Origin of the sequence: Catellatospora coxensis (assembly GCF_016862635.1) — a bacterium.
Lineage (GTDB): Bacteria > Actinomycetota > Actinomycetes > Mycobacteriales > Micromonosporaceae > Catellatospora > Catellatospora coxensis.
Map to the genome: position 1 here is coordinate 51,442 of NZ_BONI01000042.1, position 15,286 is coordinate 66,727.

At 74.1% G+C, this 15,286-nt stretch carries 14 protein-coding genes; 7 read left to right on the forward strand and 7 right to left on the reverse strand.

Annotated features, from left to right (window positions below):
• Positions 1-212 precede the first annotated feature (212 nt).
• Entirely contained in the window at positions 213-797 is a 585-nt protein-coding gene (locus tag Cco03nite_RS23800) for a hypothetical protein (RefSeq protein ID WP_203694401.1), read from the forward strand.
• Between the two features lie 96 nt (positions 798-893).
• Positions 894-1,307: a DoxX family protein gene (locus tag Cco03nite_RS23805; protein WP_203694402.1), complete on the forward strand. Its 414-nt coding sequence runs from the start codon at positions 894-896 to the stop codon at positions 1,305-1,307.
• 99 nt (positions 1,308-1,406) lie between these two features.
• On the opposite strand, the gene dusB is transcribed toward Cco03nite_RS23805, so the two are convergent.
• The 3 genes from dusB to Cco03nite_RS23820 form a co-directional block, all read right to left on the reverse strand.
• The gene (gene dusB / locus Cco03nite_RS23810; RefSeq protein ID WP_203694428.1) at positions 1,407-2,519 is read right to left on the reverse strand and encodes a tRNA dihydrouridine synthase DusB; all 1,113 of its coding nucleotides are present in this window, start codon (positions 2,517-2,519) and stop codon (positions 1,407-1,409) included.
• A 192-nt stretch (positions 2,520-2,711) separates the two neighbouring features.
• Entirely contained in the window at positions 2,712-2,981 is a 270-nt protein-coding gene (locus tag Cco03nite_RS23815) for a DUF6158 family protein (RefSeq protein ID WP_239167606.1), read from the reverse strand.
• Between the two features lie 73 nt (positions 2,982-3,054).
• Positions 3,055-3,732, reverse strand: coding sequence for a hypothetical protein (locus Cco03nite_RS23820; RefSeq protein ID WP_203694403.1), 678 nt, complete (start codon positions 3,730-3,732; stop codon positions 3,055-3,057).
• 117 nt (positions 3,733-3,849) lie between these two features.
• On the opposite strand from Cco03nite_RS23820, the gene Cco03nite_RS23825 reads away from it, so the two are divergent.
• A complete protein-coding gene (locus Cco03nite_RS23825) occupies positions 3,850-5,223 on the forward strand; it encodes an FAD-dependent oxidoreductase (protein WP_203694404.1) in 1,374 nt (457 codons plus the stop codon).
• 101 nt (positions 5,224-5,324) lie between these two features.
• Here the strand turns inward: Cco03nite_RS23825 and Cco03nite_RS23830 are convergent, their stop codons facing one another.
• Positions 5,325-6,284 (reverse strand): TIGR03557 family F420-dependent LLM class oxidoreductase, encoded by a 960-nt coding sequence (locus Cco03nite_RS23830; protein WP_203694405.1) that lies wholly within the window; start codon positions 6,282-6,284, stop codon positions 5,325-5,327.
• Positions 6,285-6,371: 87 nt separating this feature from the next.
• On the opposite strand from Cco03nite_RS23830, the gene Cco03nite_RS23835 reads away from it, so the two are divergent.
• Positions 6,372-8,507, forward strand: coding sequence for a RecQ family ATP-dependent DNA helicase (locus Cco03nite_RS23835; RefSeq protein ID WP_203694406.1), 2,136 nt, complete (start codon positions 6,372-6,374; stop codon positions 8,505-8,507).
• A gap of 94 nt (positions 8,508-8,601) precedes the next feature.
• Here Cco03nite_RS23835 and Cco03nite_RS23840 read toward each other — a convergent pair whose 3' ends face one another.
• Complete coding sequence (locus Cco03nite_RS23840) at positions 8,602-8,877, reverse strand: dsRBD fold-containing protein (protein WP_203694407.1); 276 nt, start codon at positions 8,875-8,877, stop codon at positions 8,602-8,604.
• Between the two features lie 94 nt (positions 8,878-8,971).
• On the opposite strand from Cco03nite_RS23840, the gene Cco03nite_RS23845 reads away from it, so the two are divergent.
• Complete coding sequence (locus Cco03nite_RS23845; protein WP_203694408.1) at positions 8,972-9,943, forward strand: quinone oxidoreductase family protein; 972 nt, start codon at positions 8,972-8,974, stop codon at positions 9,941-9,943.
• A gap of 14 nt (positions 9,944-9,957) precedes the next feature.
• On the opposite strand, the gene Cco03nite_RS42500 is transcribed toward Cco03nite_RS23845, so the two are convergent.
• Positions 9,958-10,710: a carbohydrate-binding protein gene (locus tag Cco03nite_RS42500; protein ID WP_239167607.1), complete on the reverse strand. Its 753-nt coding sequence runs from the start codon at positions 10,708-10,710 to the stop codon at positions 9,958-9,960.
• A gap of 204 nt (positions 10,711-10,914) precedes the next feature.
• On the opposite strand from Cco03nite_RS42500, the gene Cco03nite_RS23855 reads away from it, so the two are divergent.
• Positions 10,915-12,138, forward strand: coding sequence for a YncE family protein (locus tag Cco03nite_RS23855; protein ID WP_203694409.1), 1,224 nt, complete (start codon positions 10,915-10,917; stop codon positions 12,136-12,138).
• On the opposite strand, the gene Cco03nite_RS23860 is transcribed toward Cco03nite_RS23855, so the two are convergent.
• Positions 12,113-13,513, reverse strand: coding sequence for a hypothetical protein (locus Cco03nite_RS23860; protein WP_203694410.1), 1,401 nt, complete (start codon positions 13,511-13,513; stop codon positions 12,113-12,115). The genes Cco03nite_RS23855 and Cco03nite_RS23860 overlap by 26 nt on opposite strands.
• Positions 13,514-13,572: 59 nt before the next feature.
• Between Cco03nite_RS23860 and Cco03nite_RS23865 the strand changes: the two genes are divergently transcribed.
• Positions 13,573-15,240, forward strand: a complete 1,668-nt coding sequence (locus Cco03nite_RS23865) for a hypothetical protein (protein WP_203694411.1) — start codon at positions 13,573-13,575, stop codon at positions 15,238-15,240.
• Positions 15,241-15,286: the final 46 nt, after the last annotated feature.

Here is a 15,286-nt window from a genome sequence, read left to right on the forward strand (position 1 = left end):
AAAGGGCATTCTGCCCTCGGGGAACACCAAGGCAGATCCCCGATGTTGTCGGATATCAGTTCCGCTGGGCCGATTCTCATCTATCCGACCCCGTGCGAAAATCGTCGTTCCTCCCCTTGACTTCCCTCAGGAGCAGCGTGTCCACCCCTATCGAGCCCCCTGGACCGCGCAAGATCCGGTGGGCGACCATCGGCGCGTTCGTCGTCGGCGTCGTGACCGTCATCGGCACGTTGACGCAGACCTGGACTCTCCTCTTTCCTGCCGGCGCGGCCCCGCAGTCGCCACAGCCCGCTGCCGGGACGAGCCCGATCGCCGTGTCCGTAGCGCCTGCGGGCACGACACACGCGCCCGCGCCCGTCCAGGGCGGCACCTATCTGGACACCCTCTCCGCGGTGACCGGGTCGAGCCTGTTGGTCCCACTGCCGAAGGACCTGGCCGGGCTGCCTGAGTACGCCCACGCGCTCGCGGTGAAGTGTCCGCCCAACACGACCGGCAACACCATGGCGGAGGTCGCCTACGTGATCCCTCGCAACCTGACCACGTTCACCGCGACCCTGACGGCACACCAGACGCCGGTGCCGACCAACCAGATCGTCCAGCTGAGCGTGTTCCCCGCCCCGAAGGATCTGCTGCCCAACGGAGGAAACGAAGGTAAGCCTGCCATCGTGCAGGCGGAGATCGGCCGGAGCGCCAAGGTCGATGCGGACCTCACCGACGCCTTCCACGTGCGGTTGCGCATCCAGTGCAACCTCCCCGGGGCTGTCGCGGTGATCGTCGACCCGCTGCTGCAATCCTGATCGGGAACCTTCCTTCCGGACCGATGAGTTCCGCGCGCGCCATCCGTCTACACGGATGAACACGACGACCGAACTCCACGGAAGAAGGAACCCGTCATGACCACGTACGCCGCCCCCACCGTCCGCCCCCACCGCGCCGTGAACATCGCCGTGTGGATCGGGCAGGTGCTGCTCGGCCTGTTCTTCATCGGCGTCTCGGTGCCGAAGTACCTGCCGTTCTTCGAGGCTCCGCCCGCCTTCGCCGAGGCCGGGCTGGGCATGGCGTTCATCTGGTTCGTGGGCGCCTGCGAGCTGGCCGGCGGCATCGGGCTGCTGGTGCCGCGGCTGTCGGGGGTGGCCGCGATCGGGCTGACCGGTCTGATGGCCGGTGCGACGATCATGAACCTGTTCGTGCTGCCCGGAGTGGCGTCGAACGCGATCATGTCCGGGGTGCTGCTGGTGGTGTTCGCGCTGATCGCTCGGGTCCGGGCACCGTACACCCGGGCCCTGCTCGACAGCTTCCGCCGCTGAGCCGGGGGTCAGCCGCGAAGATCGCTGTCTACGGTCATGATCTGCGGTGGGACCGCAGGTTCTGACCGCAGACAGCGATCTTCGCGGGGCGGGGCGGGGTCAGCCGCCGGAGTCGTCGTGTTCGGCGTCCTCGGGGACGAGTTCGGAGTCGCGGTCGTCGAGCCAGCCGTAGGGGAGCACGACCTTGGCGGGGGAGTTGGTACGGCCGCGGGGCTGGCCGAGGTTCGCCACCGGGAACGGCGCGGCGTGGTCCAGCTTGCCGAGCAGGTCGTCGAGTTCCATCAGCGACGAGGCCATGGCCATCGAGCGGCGCAGCTCCGAGCCCACCGGGAAGCCCTTGAGATACCAGGCGACGTGCTTGCGGAAGTCGGTGACGGCTTCGCGCTCGGCCCCCCACCAGTGCACGAGCAGCTCGGCGTGGCGGCGCATGACCTGCGCGACCTCGCCCAGGTCGGGCATCACCCGCTCGGGGCGGCCGGCGAACGCGGCGGCCAGGTCGGCGAACAGCCACGGCCGGCCCAGGCAGCCCCGGCCGACCACGACGCCGTCGCAGCCGGTCTCGGCCACCATGCGCAGCGCGTCGTCGGCCTCCCAGATGTCGCCGTTGCCGAGCACCGGCACGTCCAGGGCCTGCTTGAGGGTGGCGATGGACTCCCAGTCGGCCTCGCCGGAGTAGCGCTGGGCGGCGGTGCGCGCGTGCAGCGCCACCCACTTCGCCCCGGCCTCCTGCGCGATCAGGCCGGCCTCGACGTACGTCAGGTGGTCGTCGTCGATGCCCTTGCGCATCTTGATGGTGACCGGGATCCCGGCGGGCGCGGCCGCGTCCACCGCCGCTTTGATGATCGACCCGAACAGGCGGCGCTTCCACGGGATCGCCGACCCGCCGCCCTTACTCGTGATCTTCTTGACGCTGCACCCGAAGTTGAGATCGATGTGGTCGGCCAGGTTCTCGTCCACCACCCGGCGCACGGCCTTGGCGGTGATGTCCGGATCGACGCCGTACAGCTGCATGCTGCGCGGCTGCTCATCCGGCCCGAACTCGATCATCTTGTCGGTCTTCGGGTTGCGCACCGCGAGCGCGACCGTCGTGATCATCTCGCAGACGTAGATCCCGGCCCCCTGCTCCCGACAGAGCTGCCGAAACGCGACATTGGTGATGCCCGCCATCGGCGCCAGCACCACAGGCGGATCAACGGAGTACCGCCCCAACATCAACGTCGCAGTCACGCCCCCAACAATCTCACGCCCACCCCCACCACCCCGAACCCCCGTTACCCACCCCACACCGCCCCGCCCTCACCCATGATCGCGACGATCTTGCGCGAGCTGGGGTCGTTATGGGCGTTTTGGGCGTGTCGTCGGCACAGTTCACGCAAGATCGTCGCGATCATGGGCGCGGGGCGGTCAGGTGGGGTTGGGGCGTAGGCGGTTTGGGTCGACTTCGCGGGTGGGGAAGCGGCGGAGGTAGTCGGTTTCCAGTTCGAGCAGGCGGGCGGTGTGGTGGGAGAGGGACTGGTCGGAGCCGTGGCGGAGGGTTTCGTTCCGGGTGCGGTGGATTGCGGCCAGCTCGCGGAGCAGGTCTTCGTGGGGGAGGTCGCGGGCGGGTATGCCGCCGGTCGGCTCGGGCTGCTGCCAGGCGTAGACGATCTCCACCACTTCGTCGTAGTCGCGCATGGGGGAGGGGTACCCGGGGTTGGGGTGGTTCAAGCGTCCTGCCCTGATTTGTTGCTGTTGGGGGCGGTGCGGGTCAGCGGCGGCCGTCGCGGAGGACGGTCTGGACGGCCTGGGCCTCGTAGGCGGCGTCGGCGGCCTCCTGGGTGAGGGCGTGGGAGGAGACGCGGGCGACCTCGGCGGCGCGGCGGGCGTTGCGGGCCCGGGAGGCGGCCACGTGGTAGAGGCGGGCGGCTTCGGCGTCCTCGGCGCGCAGGCGGGACAGCTCGTGCGAGCGGTCCTGGCGGGACTGGTCCCAGCCGTCGACCTTCGACCAGATGGCGCGCAGTTGCTCCATGGTCAGGTCGCCGCGTTTGTACGCCGCCCGCGCGGCCAGGGCGACCTCGCGCAGGGTCTCCGTGGACGCGGTGCCCTCGGCGGGTTCGGGTGGCAGCGTCTCGGCGGCGTCTTCCAGCAGTCTCGCCGCCGCCAGGTGGGCCTGCCAGGCGGCGTCGCGGTCGGCCTCGGCCGTCGCCAGCTCGGCGGCGGTGCGCTCGGCCAGCAGCACGGCGGTGCGGGCCGCTTCGAGCACTTCGGCGGCGACCTCCTCCAGCTCGCGGGCCTCGGCGGTGAGCTGCGCGCGGTCGTTCGCGCTGAGGCGGCCCCGGCGCACGCCGTCGCGCCGGGACTGGGCCTGCGCGAGCAGCCCCAGGAACAGCACCGCGAGCAGCGTGAACGGCAGCCCGCCCAGCAGCACCACCGCGGAATTGGACACACCAGCACCCTAGTATCGATCCACGTTGATCGTTAGGGCTGGCGGGAATTAGTCACATCGGCGGTGTGGACCGGACCCGGGTCGGCGATCTTGGGCAGGCGCGTCGAAGATGGACGGATGACCGAGAACGTCCCGCCTGCGCCCGAGTCCACCGCCGTCGTGATCGGAGCCGGAATCGCCGGGCTGTGCGCCGCCCGGGTGCTGGCCGACCGGTACGCCCGCGTGATCGTGCTGGACCGGGACCACCTGCCGCCGGACGCGTCGCCGCGGCGCGGTGTGCCGCAGGGCAACCACGGGGCGGTGCTGCTGGCGGCCGGTCAGCGGGCGCTCGGCGAGCTGTTCGACGGCCTGGTCGACGAGCTGGTCGCGGCGGGGGCCACCCCGTTCGAGCCGGGCACCCAAATGATCTTCTACCGGTACGGCAGTGTCTGGCCGAAGTCGCCGACCGGCATCGACCTGCTCTCGTTCAGCCGCCCGCTGCTGGAGCACGCCGTACGCGGCCGGGTGGCGGCGCTGCCGAACGTCGAGTTCCGGGCCGGCGTCGCGGTGGCCGGGCTGGCCGGCGCCGACGGCGTCGTCACCGGCGTGGTGCTCGACGACGGCGCGACGCTGCCGTCCGGGCTGGTGGTCGACTGCTCGGGGCGGGGCAGCCGCTCCGACCGCTGGCTCGCCGAGCTGGGCTTCGCCGCACCGGCCGTCACCGAGGTCAAGGTCGGCGTCGGGTACACCACCCGGCTGTACCGGCGCGGGCCGGCCGACCTGCCCGACGCCACCGCGGTGTTCGTGCTGCCCGCGCCGCCGTACGAGACCCGGGTCGGGCTGGCCCTGCCGATCGAGGGCGACCGCTGGCTGATCTCGCTGGGCGGCTGGCACGGCGACTTCCCGGCCGCGGGCGACCAGGACGCGTTCGGCGCGCACGCCCGCAGCCTGCCCCACCCCGGCATCGCCGGCCTGATCGAGCGGTGCGAGCCGGTGACCGAGGCGGTCTCGTTCACCTTCCCGTCCAACCGCCGCCGCCACTTCGAGGACCTGCCCGCCCACCCCGCCGGCTACCTGGCCCTCGGTGACGCCGTCTGCAGCTTCAACCCCATCTACGGCCAGGGCATGACCTGCGCCGCCCTGGAGTCCCAGGCCCTGGGCCGCCGGCTCGACGCGCACGGCGCACCCACCGCCGCCCTGGCCGCCGACTTCTACCGCGAGACGGCCCACATCCTCGCCACCCCCTGGGGCTTCGCCGCCGGCGGCGACTTCGCCTACCCGCAGACCCAGGGCGAACGCCCGCGCGGCATCGCCTTGCGCAACCGCTACTCCCGCCGCATCCAGCTCGCCGCACAGGCCGACCCCGAGATCCGGCGCATCTTCACCGCCGTCCAGCACCTGCTCATGCCACCCGGCGTCCTCCGCAAACCCGCCATGGTCCTGCGCATCCTCCGCCTCTCCCGCCGCGCCCCCGGCGCGAAAGGAAGGGCACCTTCACAACGCTCCGCGTAGCGGAAGGGCACCTTCTTAACGCGCCGGGTGCGCGCTGGCTGCTCAGGAAGGGCGGGCCGCGGCCGATGGGAGGCATGAGCCTGGTCGGCGGCGATCGCGGTTCAGGCGGCGGCCAGCGCCGGCAGGAGCTGCTTCTCGGCGAAGTCGAGGAAGTCGCGCTGGCTGTCGCCGCCGATCTGGATCAGGGCGACGTCGGTGAATCCGGCGTCGGTGAACTGCTTCACGGCGGCGACGTGCTTGTCCAGGTCGGGGCCGCAGGAGATCTTCTCGGCGACCATCTCCGGGGTCACCGAGGCCGTCGCCGCGGCGAACGAGCGCGGATGCGGCATCTCCGCGTTGACCGCCCAGCCCAGGTCGAACCAGCGGAACTGGTCGTGGGCGATCCGGGCGCACTCGTCGGCGTCCGGTCCCCAGCAGATCGCCACCTGCCCGTAGCGGGGGCCGCTGCCGCCGGCGTCGGCGTACTGCTCGATCAGCTCGCGTTCCGGCGCGACCGCGATCAGCGCCGCGTCGTGGCGGGCGGCCAGCCGGATCGAGGACGGCCCGGACACCGCCACGCCGATCGGCACCGGCTCGGCGGGCAGGTCCCACAGCCGCGCCTCGGGCACCTCGAAGTACTCGCCCAGGTGGTGCACGACCTCACCGGCCAGCAGCGGCTGGATGATCTCCAGTGCCTCGGACAGCATCGCGTGCCGCTGCACCGCCTGCGGGTACGCCCCGACCACGTGCTCGTTGAGGTTCTCGCCCGCGCCCAGGCCGAGCGTGAACCGCCCCTGCGACATGACGCCGACCGTCGCCGCCATCTGCGCCACCACCGCGGGGTGGTACCGCATGGTGGGGCAGGTGACGAAGGAGACCAGCGGGAGGCGTTCGGTGGCGTGGGCGGCCGCGCCCAGCACCGACCAGGCGAACGGGGCGTGCCCCTGCTCGGCCAGCCACGGGTAGAAGTGGTCGGAGCAGACCGCGAAGCCGAACCCGGCCGCCTCGGCGCGTACCGCGTCGTCGACCAGTTCTCGGGGCCCCCGCTGCTCGGTCATGAGCGTGTAACCGATGTTGGTCATCCGCCCTGATTACCCGCGGGCGCGACGGCTGACACCCCCTCCGCCGCCGATCCGGCCGATGACACCCCCGGCTGGTAGAACTGCGGGATGGCGGACGACAGGACGGAACTGCGCGAACGTGCCGAAACGGTGCTCCGGCGGCTCGCGGGCGAGCACGCCGAGCTGCGGCCGGACCAGTGGCGGGCGATCGAGGCGCTGGTCGCCGACGCCCGGCGGGTGCTGTGCGTGCAGCGCACCGGCTGGGGCAAGTCCGCGGTGTACTTCGTCGCGACCGCCCTGCTGCGCGAGCGCGGCCACGGCCCGACGGTGATCGTGTCCCCGCTGCTGGCGCTGATGCGCAACCAGGTCGAGGCGGCGGCCCGCGCGGGCATCCACGCCCGCACCATCAACTCGGCGAACCTGGAGGACTGGGAGCAGATCACCGCCGAGATCGCCGACGGCGCGGTCGACGTGCTGCTGATCAGCCCGGAGCGGCTCAACAACCCCGACTTCCGCGACAGCGTGCTGCCCCGCCTGGCCGCCACCACCGGCCTGCTCGTCGTCGACGAGGCGCACTGCGTCTCCGACTGGGGCCACGACTTCCGCCCCGACTACCGCCGCCTGCGCACCATGCTGGCCGAGCTGCCCGCGGGCACGCCGGTGCTGGCCACCACGGCGACGGCCAACGAGCGGGTCACCACCGACGTGGCCGAGCAGCTCGGCGGGGGCCAGCCGGCCGAGCTGGAGCCGCTGGTGCTGCGCGGCCCGCTGGATCGCGAGTCGCTGCGGCTGGCGGCGCTGGAGCTGCCCAGCCCGGCGCACCGGCTGGCCTGGCTCGCCGACCACCTCGACCAGATCCCCGGGTCCGGCATCGTCTACACGCTGACCGTCGCCGCCGCGCACGAGACCGCCCAGTTCCTGGCCGGCCGGGGGTACGCCGTGGCCGCTTACACGGGCCAGGCCGAGGACGCCGACCGCCGCACCGCCGAGCAGGACCTGCTCGACAACAAGCTCAAGGCGCTGGTGGCGACCTCCGCACTCGGCATGGGCTTCGACAAGCCCGACCTCGGGTTCGTGGTGCACCTCGGCGCGCCCGCCTCGCCGATCGCCTACTACCAGCAGGTCGGCCGGGCGGGCCGGGCCGTGGCCGGGGCCGACGTGATGCTGCTGCCCGGCCCCGAGGACGCCGCGATCTGGCGCTACTTCGCCTCGCTGGCCTTCCCGCCGGAGGAGCAGGTGCGCCGGGTGCTCGACGTGCTCGACACCGCCGGCCGCCCGGTGTCCACGCAGGCCCTGGAGGCGCAGGTCGACCTGCGCCGCAACCGCCTGGAGATGATGCTCAAGGTGCTCGACGTCGACGGCGCGGTCAAGCGCGTGCGCGGCGGCTGGGAGGCCACCGGCCGCCCCTGGGCGTACGACACCGAGCGCTACGCGCGCATCGCCAAGGCCCGCCAGGCCGAGCAGGACGCCATGCGCGACTACACCGGCACCACGCGCTGCCGCATGGAGTTCCTCCGGCACACCCTCGACGATCCCGAGGCGCGCCGCTGCGGCCGCTGCGACAACTGCGCCGGTCCCGCCTACGGCACGGACGTCTCCGCCGAGGCCCTCCACGCCGCGCACGTCTTCCTCGGCCGCCCCGGCGTCCAGATCGAACCCCGCAAGATGTGGCCGACCGGGCTCGCCGCCGCGGGCGTGCCGCTGTCCGGGAAGATCCCGCCGGCCGAGCAGACGCTGCCCGGCCGCGCCGTGGGCCGCCTGTCCGACCTCGGCTGGGGCACCCGCCTGCGGGAACTGCTCGCCGAGGGCGCTGCCGACACGGCTCCGCCCGCCGACCTGCTCGCGGTGCTCGTCGAGGTGCTCAAGGACTGGTCACACGGCGCCGACCCGTGGCCCGCCCGACCGGCCGCCGTGGTGGCGATCAACTCCCGTTCCCGCCCGCGCCTGATCACCGGCGTGGCCGAACACGTGGCCCGGGTCGGCCGCCTGGAATTCCTCGGCACCGTCGCGGGCGGCCCGCCCGCCGACCAGCCCCGGGCCAACAGCGCCCAGCGGGTCAAAGCCCTGCACGACGCCTTCGCCGTCCCCGAGGACATGGCTGACAGACTCCGCCGGCTGTCCGGCCCCGTCCTGCTCGTCGACGACCAGCTCGACTCCGGCTGGACCATGGCCGTGGTGGCCCGCCAACTCCTCCAGACAGGCGCGCCGGGGGTGCTTCCGCTCGCGCTGGCCACCACGTCCTGACCCCGAGGCAGGACACGACCGTGCAGTTTCGGGGAGACTGCGCGAATCGCGGGCGCGATTCCACCACGTTCCACGAAACTGCAGACCGGGGCCGCTAGATCGCGGGGTCACCTCCGTGCACGTTCGTCTCTACCTCGTCGGCGGCGGCTTCCAGCAGGCGGTGGGCCAAGCCGGACAGTGCCCGGGCCCCGGCCATCTCCTCGCCGATCGAGGCCCGCGGGCGGTCGACCGGATTGCGCCGGGCCTGGCCCTCGGCGGTCAGCAGCCGCCCCGACGGCAGCCGCATGGACGCGGTGGCCCTGGTCAGGTCCGCGTCCTCCTCGTACCGCAGTTCCACCATCCAGGTCTTGGTCATCGTCGCGGTGGTCATGGCGCACCTCCCGTTCCTGCGATGCTGCTCTCATTGTCCCTCCGCAGGCGTGCCCCGGACCCCGCATCAGGCCCCGATGAGGCAGGCTCGGACCATGCAGGCTGTTCAGATCACGCAGTACGGCGGCGCCGAGGTGCTCACCCCCGCCGAGGTGGACCTGCCCGTGGCCGGACCGGGCCAGGCGGTCGTGGAGATCGCCGCGACCGGGGTCAACTTCATCGACGTGTACCACCGCCAGGGCCGTTACCCGACACCGCTGCCGTTCGTCCCCGGCGTGGAGGCGGCGGGCCGGGTCGCCGCGGTGGGGCCGGACGTCACCGCGGTGTCGGTCGGCGAGCGGGTCGGCTGGGTCATGGCGCCCGGGGCGTACGCGCAGGCCGCGGCTGTGCCCGTGGACCGGCTGGTGCCGCTGCCCGAGGGGGTGTCCGACGAGACCGCCGCGGCGGTGCTGCTGCAGGGCATGACCGCGCATTTCCTGACCCACGACGTGCACCCGGTGCGGGCCGGTGAGACGGTGCTGGTGCACGCGGCGGCGGGCGGCATGGGCCTGCTGCTCACGCAACTCGTCACGCACCTGGGCGGCCGGGTGATCGGCACGGTGTCCACCGATGCGAAGGAGCAGCTCGCCCGGAGCGCGGGCGCGGCCGAGGTGATCCGCTACGACCAGGTCGACGACCTGGCGGGTCAGGTGCGCGCGCTGACCGGCGGCGAAGGCGTGGCCGCGGTGTACGACGGGGTCGGCGCGTCCACCTTCGACGCCAGCCTGGCCTCGCTGCGCCGCCGCGGCGTGCTGGCCCTGTACGGCGCGGCCAGCGGCCCGGTGCCGCCGGTGGACCCGCTGCGGCTGATGCAGTCCGGTTCGGCGGTGCTGACCAGGCCGACGCTCGGCGACTTCGTGGTCTCGCGCCAGGAGCTGCTGGAGCGGGCCACCGACGTGCTGGGCTGGGTCGCCGCGGGCACCCTGCGGGTGACGGTCGGCGGCCGGTATCCGCTGGCCGAGGCGGCCCGGGCGCACGACGACCTGACGTCGCGGCGCACCACGGGCAAGCTGCTGCTCATCCCCTGATCCGGGGCCGCGAGCTACTGGACGACCTCAAGGTAGTCGATGTTCGGGCCGCCCTCACGGCTGGTGGCGGTGGCCCGGACGGTGTTCGTGCCCGCCGTCAGGGTGACCGTCACGGTGACCGTGTTCCAGTCGTCCCAGGTGCGCATCGGGTCGAAGCGGACGTCGCGCAGCACGGTGCCGTTGACGCTGATGTCCATGGCGCGATTGCAGCAGCTCGCGTTGGCGAACCGCAGCCGCAGGGTGGCCGGCCCGGACGCGCCCGGCACGCTCCACTGCAGGTATCCGCCGGTGACGTTGTCGTAGTCGACGAAGCCCGCGCCGCTGAAGCCGTTGTGGTCGCTGGCGGTGCGGGCCTGCGACCGGCTCGCCGACTCGGCCTCGTACCGCGCGGTGCGCGGCGGCGCGGGCGGCGGCGGGGCCACCGGGGACGGGGAGGCGGCCGGGGACGGCGACGCGCCCTCGGCCGACGGGGCCGGGGACGCCGCGGTGGACACCGCCGTCGAGGGCCGGGCCCCGGGCGTACGCGGCACCGGGCTGTTCGCCACCGGCGCGTCCGGGTAGACCGGCGCGGCGACGGGCTCGGCGCTCGGCTCGGTATCCCAGGGCAGCGCGTCGTTCCAGGTCGCGGGCCGGTGGACGGTGGTGAGGATGAGCAGGATCAGCGCGGCGGTGAACACCGTGGTGGCCACCAGCGGCAGGCCGCGCAGCCGCTCCAGCATGGGTATCCGGAGCCGCCGGCGGCCCTCGTACCCGAAATCGTCCTCCACCGCCGAAGCCCGCCGTCTCTCGTCTGCCGCCTGTCACGGTTACGAGCGAGAAACGTAGTGGGCGCGTGCCGGTCGCGCACCGGCCGCTCGGTCAGCAAATCCGGAGCCGACGGTCACCCCGGGCCACCGGTGCGGCGGCCGGGCCAGTCCATATCGATCGCCGCCGTGCGGGAACCGGCGCGGGGCGCGGCGACTCGACCGGGCATGACGACGAGACGTGACGTGCTGACCCTGCTCGGCGTGGGCGCCGCCGCGGCCCTGACCGGGTGCCGCGCGCAGACTCCGGCGGTGCCCACGGCCGCACCGGACCTGGTGCTGGTGCGGGCCGAGGGCGGGCTGACCGTGCTGCGGCCGTCCGGAGTGGAACGGATCGGGGCCGGTCTGGCCACCCCGGACGGCGGCATCGTGTACGCCGCCGCACCCGCGGGCGTGCACACCGAGCTGACCGCGATCGAGACCCGGACCGGGCGGCGCACCGCGGGGCCGCGGCTGGCCGGGGCGTGGGTGCCGCGGGTCGCCTCCGCGGACGGGCGGCTGGTGGCGCTGGCCGCCCCCGGCACGGGCGAGGTCACCCACGTGCCCTCGGGCCGGGCCCGGACCCCGCTGGTGGTCGCGGACACGGCCGGTGAGGTGGCGCGGCTGGAACTGGCCGGCAACATCGTGCCGGACGCGTTCACGGTCGGCGGCGAGGGCCTGTTCGTGCTGGACTGGCTGCCCGCGACCGCCCCGGACCGGTACCGGGTGCGCCAGGTTGACGTGGCCACCGGCCGGAGTTCGGCGCTGCTGACCCGGGTGAAGACGGCGGTGCCGCCGGGGGCCGAGGAGGAGATGAGCGGCGAGGGCCGGATGGCGGTGTACGCCCCGAACCGGCAGGTGCTGTACACGCTCTACACGCACCAGCCCGACCACCGGCACACCCGTGACCTGGTCGCCGGCCGCCCCGGCGACGTGCACGCGTTCGTGCACACGCTGCACCTGGCGGAGCAGTGGGCGTACTGCGTCGACCTGCCCGCGCCGTTCGGCGAGGGCCCGGGGGCCGGCCACGCCCTGGCGATCAACCCGGAGGGCTCCGAGTTCTACGTCGCCGACGTGACCAGCGGGCGGTTCGCGGTCGTCGGCACCGAGCAGCTCGCCGTCCGGGAGGCCGTCGACGGGCCGAAGGGTACCGGGACCGCGTACGCCGTGGCGACGTTCCGGCAGGTCCTGGTCGCGGTCGGCGGCACGGTGCACGTGCTGCCCCGCGACGGCGCGCCGGTGTGGCGCAGCTGGGACGCCGGGGGCGAGGTGCGCGGCCTGGCCGCCAGCCCCGACGGCAAGCGGGTGTACGCCGCCCTGCCCGACACCGTGGCCTGGTTCGACGCCGAGACCGGGCAGCGCCTGGGCACGCTCGCCGTACCAGGCGTCAGTGCCCTGGATCGGGTTCTCTGACCGGCGGTTTCGGCGCTCCGGTGCGGGTCTTGCGGCCGGTCGATCCGTCGGCCGGCCTGGTCGCGGCGTCGTTCGGGCTCGGGGGTGTCCTGTCGCGACCCGGCCCGACGCCCCGACGCGGACGCCGGGCCCGGCCGAACGGGGCGATCCCGGCGGCGACCAGCCCGAGCAGCCAGGCCGGGGCGAGCAGTGCGGTCAGCCCGGCGTACCAGGGCAGACGCCAGGTCCACGACGGGCCGGTGGCGGCGGTGACGTCGCCGCCGGTCCACGGCCGCGCGGCCAGCGACCAGGCCAGGAACGCGTCCCCGACGGGCAGCGCGCCGCCCAGGTAGCGCCGCTCCCCGTCCCACTGCACGGCGAGCCCGGCGGCCTCGGCCAGGCCGGTGAGCGCGGCCGCCGCCTCGCCGTCGCCGTAGACGACGGCGCCGCCGAGCGCGACCGCGCTCGCCGACGTGCTCAGCCCCCAGATCAGCGGCCCGGAGTCGACGTCGCCGGCCAGCTCCACGCCCTGCGGGTACTCGCGCACACCGGGCGCGCCCGGCACGGTCGAGGCGAAACGCTCCCGGAAGACGGCCCAGTCGCGCGCGCCGACCGCCGGGTCCACCTCGCGCAGGAAACGCAGCACCATCACCTGCGACGTGGCGCGGGCCCCGCTGGTCGGCTGCCCGGTGGACGGGGCCACGGTGTGCGGCAGCAGCCCGGTAGCGGGGTCGCGCCGGGTGTCGGCGGCGGCCAGCCAGTCGCGGATCAGGCCCGCGCGGTCGGCGCCGGTCAGCGTGCCGGCCAGCCGCACCGCGGCGATGCCGACGGCACTGTCGCAGGGCCACGCCTGCCCCGGGTACGCCGTCAGGAACGGCGACCCGGTCGTGTCGAGCTGCCGCCGGAACGCGCCGGCCAGCGCGTCGGCGTCGGCGGCCAGCCGGTCCCGCTCCGGCGCGCCCGGCCCGGCGAGCGCGACCACGCCGCCCCGCAGCCAGGTCGCCCAGCCCTGATAGAACACGCCGTACGCCGGTTCGAGGGAGGCGTCGAAGACGGCGCGGCCGTCCTCGGAGTCCACGTGCGACAGTGCCCAGCGCGCCTCGGCCAGCGCCCGCTCCTTCAGCTGTGCGCTGCGCGCGCCGACGTCGAGCCAGGTCAGGCCGTAGAGCGTGTAGCTGAAGAACCAGCCCTCGGGGAACAGCTGCTGCATCCGGACGGCGCTGCCGCCGTCGAGCGCCGCGCGCTGGAAGGCAAGCCGCGGCAGCGCGTCCGCGACGATCTCGGCGTCGGTGCGCGCGAGCGGGCTCGACGCGTGCAGCCGGGACACCTCGATCGCCGCGAGGCTGGTGAGCACCAGCGCGAGCAACACCGTGAGAGACCGCACCAGCCTGCGCATCGGGAGATCGTAGACGGCCTTGCATGCGTGGCGTCGTCCCGCGGGCCTACTATCAGCCGGTGACCCAGGGTGTGGAACCAGTGGACCTGTTGCGGCTCATCGGATCCGCGGCGCACGACTACGACAGCATGGACGCGCTCGAGCAGGTGCTGCTGCCCGCCGACGGCCTGCACCCGCTGGCCGCGCAGCTGGTCGCGCCGATCCTGGCGTTCGCCGCGGACCCCAAGACGCGCCTGCCCGACCAGCTGCTGATGCTGGTCGGCGAGCTGGCCGCGCACCCGGACGGCGAGCCGGTGCGCCAGGCGCTGCGCGCCTTCACTGTGACGCTGCGTAATCTGTCCGATCTCGACGACCACAGCGTGGTGGAGGAGTCCACCGCCCTGCTCGGCTGGTGCGGCCCCGATCCGCGGCTGTCCGCGGTGCTGCTGGCCAGGGCGCGGGAGTACGCCGACGACTACCGCCGGGTCACCCCGCTGGTGGCCGCGGCCCAGCTCGATCCGGCCGCCGCCGCGGGCTGGCTGCCGGAGTTCCTCGACCCGTCCCGCTCGTCCACGGTCCGGGTCGCGGCCGTGCTGGCGATGCGGGAGGCCGGGCTCACGCCCACCGCGCAGGCCGGCGCGGCGCTGGCCGCGGGCTGGTCCGCCGACCCGGACGCGCTGCGCTGGACCACCCGCCGCGGCAAGCTGGCCGACCTGGTCGACTACGCTGCCGGCGGCGACCCCCGCCGGGACGCCGAGCTGCTCGCCGTGATCGCCCGCGACGGGCAGGCGCAGGCCCGCCGGGACGTCGCGCAGACCCTGGCCGACCGGGCCGCCCGGCAGGAGCTGCCGGTGGAGTCGCAGGCGCTGCTCTGCTCGTTCCTGGACGACCCCGAGGAGCGGGTGCGCCGCTGCGCGTACCGTGCCGTCGTCGCCGACGACACGCTCACCCGCCGCCAGGCCGACTGGCTGGCCGACGCGGTCGCCCGCGGGGCCCGGATGCGCCGCTCGGCGCTGGACGCGCTGATCCGCGTCGGCGACCCGCGCTGGCACGAGCACGCCGAGTCCGCGCTGCGCGGGGGCTGGACGCCGCCCCGGTTGCCCGGCGCGCTTGCCGAGCTCGGCGCGCCGGACGAGTCGCTGCGGGAGGCGGTGCTCGGCCGGGTGGTGGACCTGGCCACCACGATCGACGTGAACCGCTCGCCCAAGGCCACGGCCAAGGAGCAGCGCGAGCTGGTGGGGCTGCTGCGGGTGCTCGGCGACGCCACCGACCCCTCGGCGGTCGGCGTGCTGGCCCGGCACCTGGCCCAGATGACCTGGCCGGCCCGGCTGTGGGTGGCCGAGTTCCTGGCCGAGGCGGGACGCGGCAACCCCGAGGTGATCGAGGCGATCGGCGCGATGGCCAACGGCGAGGTCATCTACCTGCGCCTGCTGTGGCTGGCCGGGGGCGACGACGCCCCGCTGCGGGCCGCGATCGCGGTCGCCCCGCGCCGGGACGTGCTGGCCGCGGTCGCCGCGGCCGAGGTGTTCGGCGACGCCGACCCCGACGTGGCGGCCCGGCTGCGCGAGATCCGCGACGGCGACGCCGACCTCAAGGACCGGTTCGCGGCCGCGGGCGCGCTGTGGGAGCTGACCGGCGATCCGGCCGAGGCGGCGGCGACGGTGCGGGAGGCGCTGGACGCGCCGTGGCTGCGTACCCGGCAGCGGGCCCGGGAACTGGCCGACCAGCTCGGACTTGCGCACGGCTGACCGGGAAAGCGCTCCATAGCACAGTCTTCGCCGCGCGGCGTCCACT

Coding starts and splice junctions, on each gene's coding strand:
- Cco03nite_RS23805 (WP_203694402.1), top strand. CDS start 894: ATGACCACGTACGCCGCCCCCACCGTCCGCCCCCACCGCGCCGTGAAC.
- dusB (WP_203694428.1), bottom strand. CDS start 2,519: ATGTTGGGGCGGTACTCCGTTGATCCGCCTGTGGTGCTGGCGCCGATG.
- Cco03nite_RS23815 (WP_239167606.1), bottom strand. CDS start 2,981: ATGCGCGACTACGACGAAGTGGTGGAGATCGTCTACGCCTGGCAGCAG.
- Cco03nite_RS23825 (WP_203694404.1), top strand. CDS start 3,850: ATGACCGAGAACGTCCCGCCTGCGCCCGAGTCCACCGCCGTCGTGATC.
- Cco03nite_RS23830 (WP_203694405.1), bottom strand. CDS start 6,284: ATGACCAACATCGGTTACACGCTCATGACCGAGCAGCGGGGGCCCCGA.
- Cco03nite_RS23835 (WP_203694406.1), top strand. CDS start 6,372: ATGGCGGACGACAGGACGGAACTGCGCGAACGTGCCGAAACGGTGCTC.
- Cco03nite_RS23840 (WP_203694407.1), bottom strand. CDS start 8,877: ATGACCACCGCGACGATGACCAAGACCTGGATGGTGGAACTGCGGTAC.
- Cco03nite_RS23845 (WP_203694408.1), top strand. CDS start 8,972: ATGCAGGCTGTTCAGATCACGCAGTACGGCGGCGCCGAGGTGCTCACC.
- Cco03nite_RS23855 (WP_203694409.1), top strand. CDS start 10,915: ATGACGACGAGACGTGACGTGCTGACCCTGCTCGGCGTGGGCGCCGCC.
- Cco03nite_RS23860 (WP_203694410.1), bottom strand. CDS start 13,513: ATGCGCAGGCTGGTGCGGTCTCTCACGGTGTTGCTCGCGCTGGTGCTC.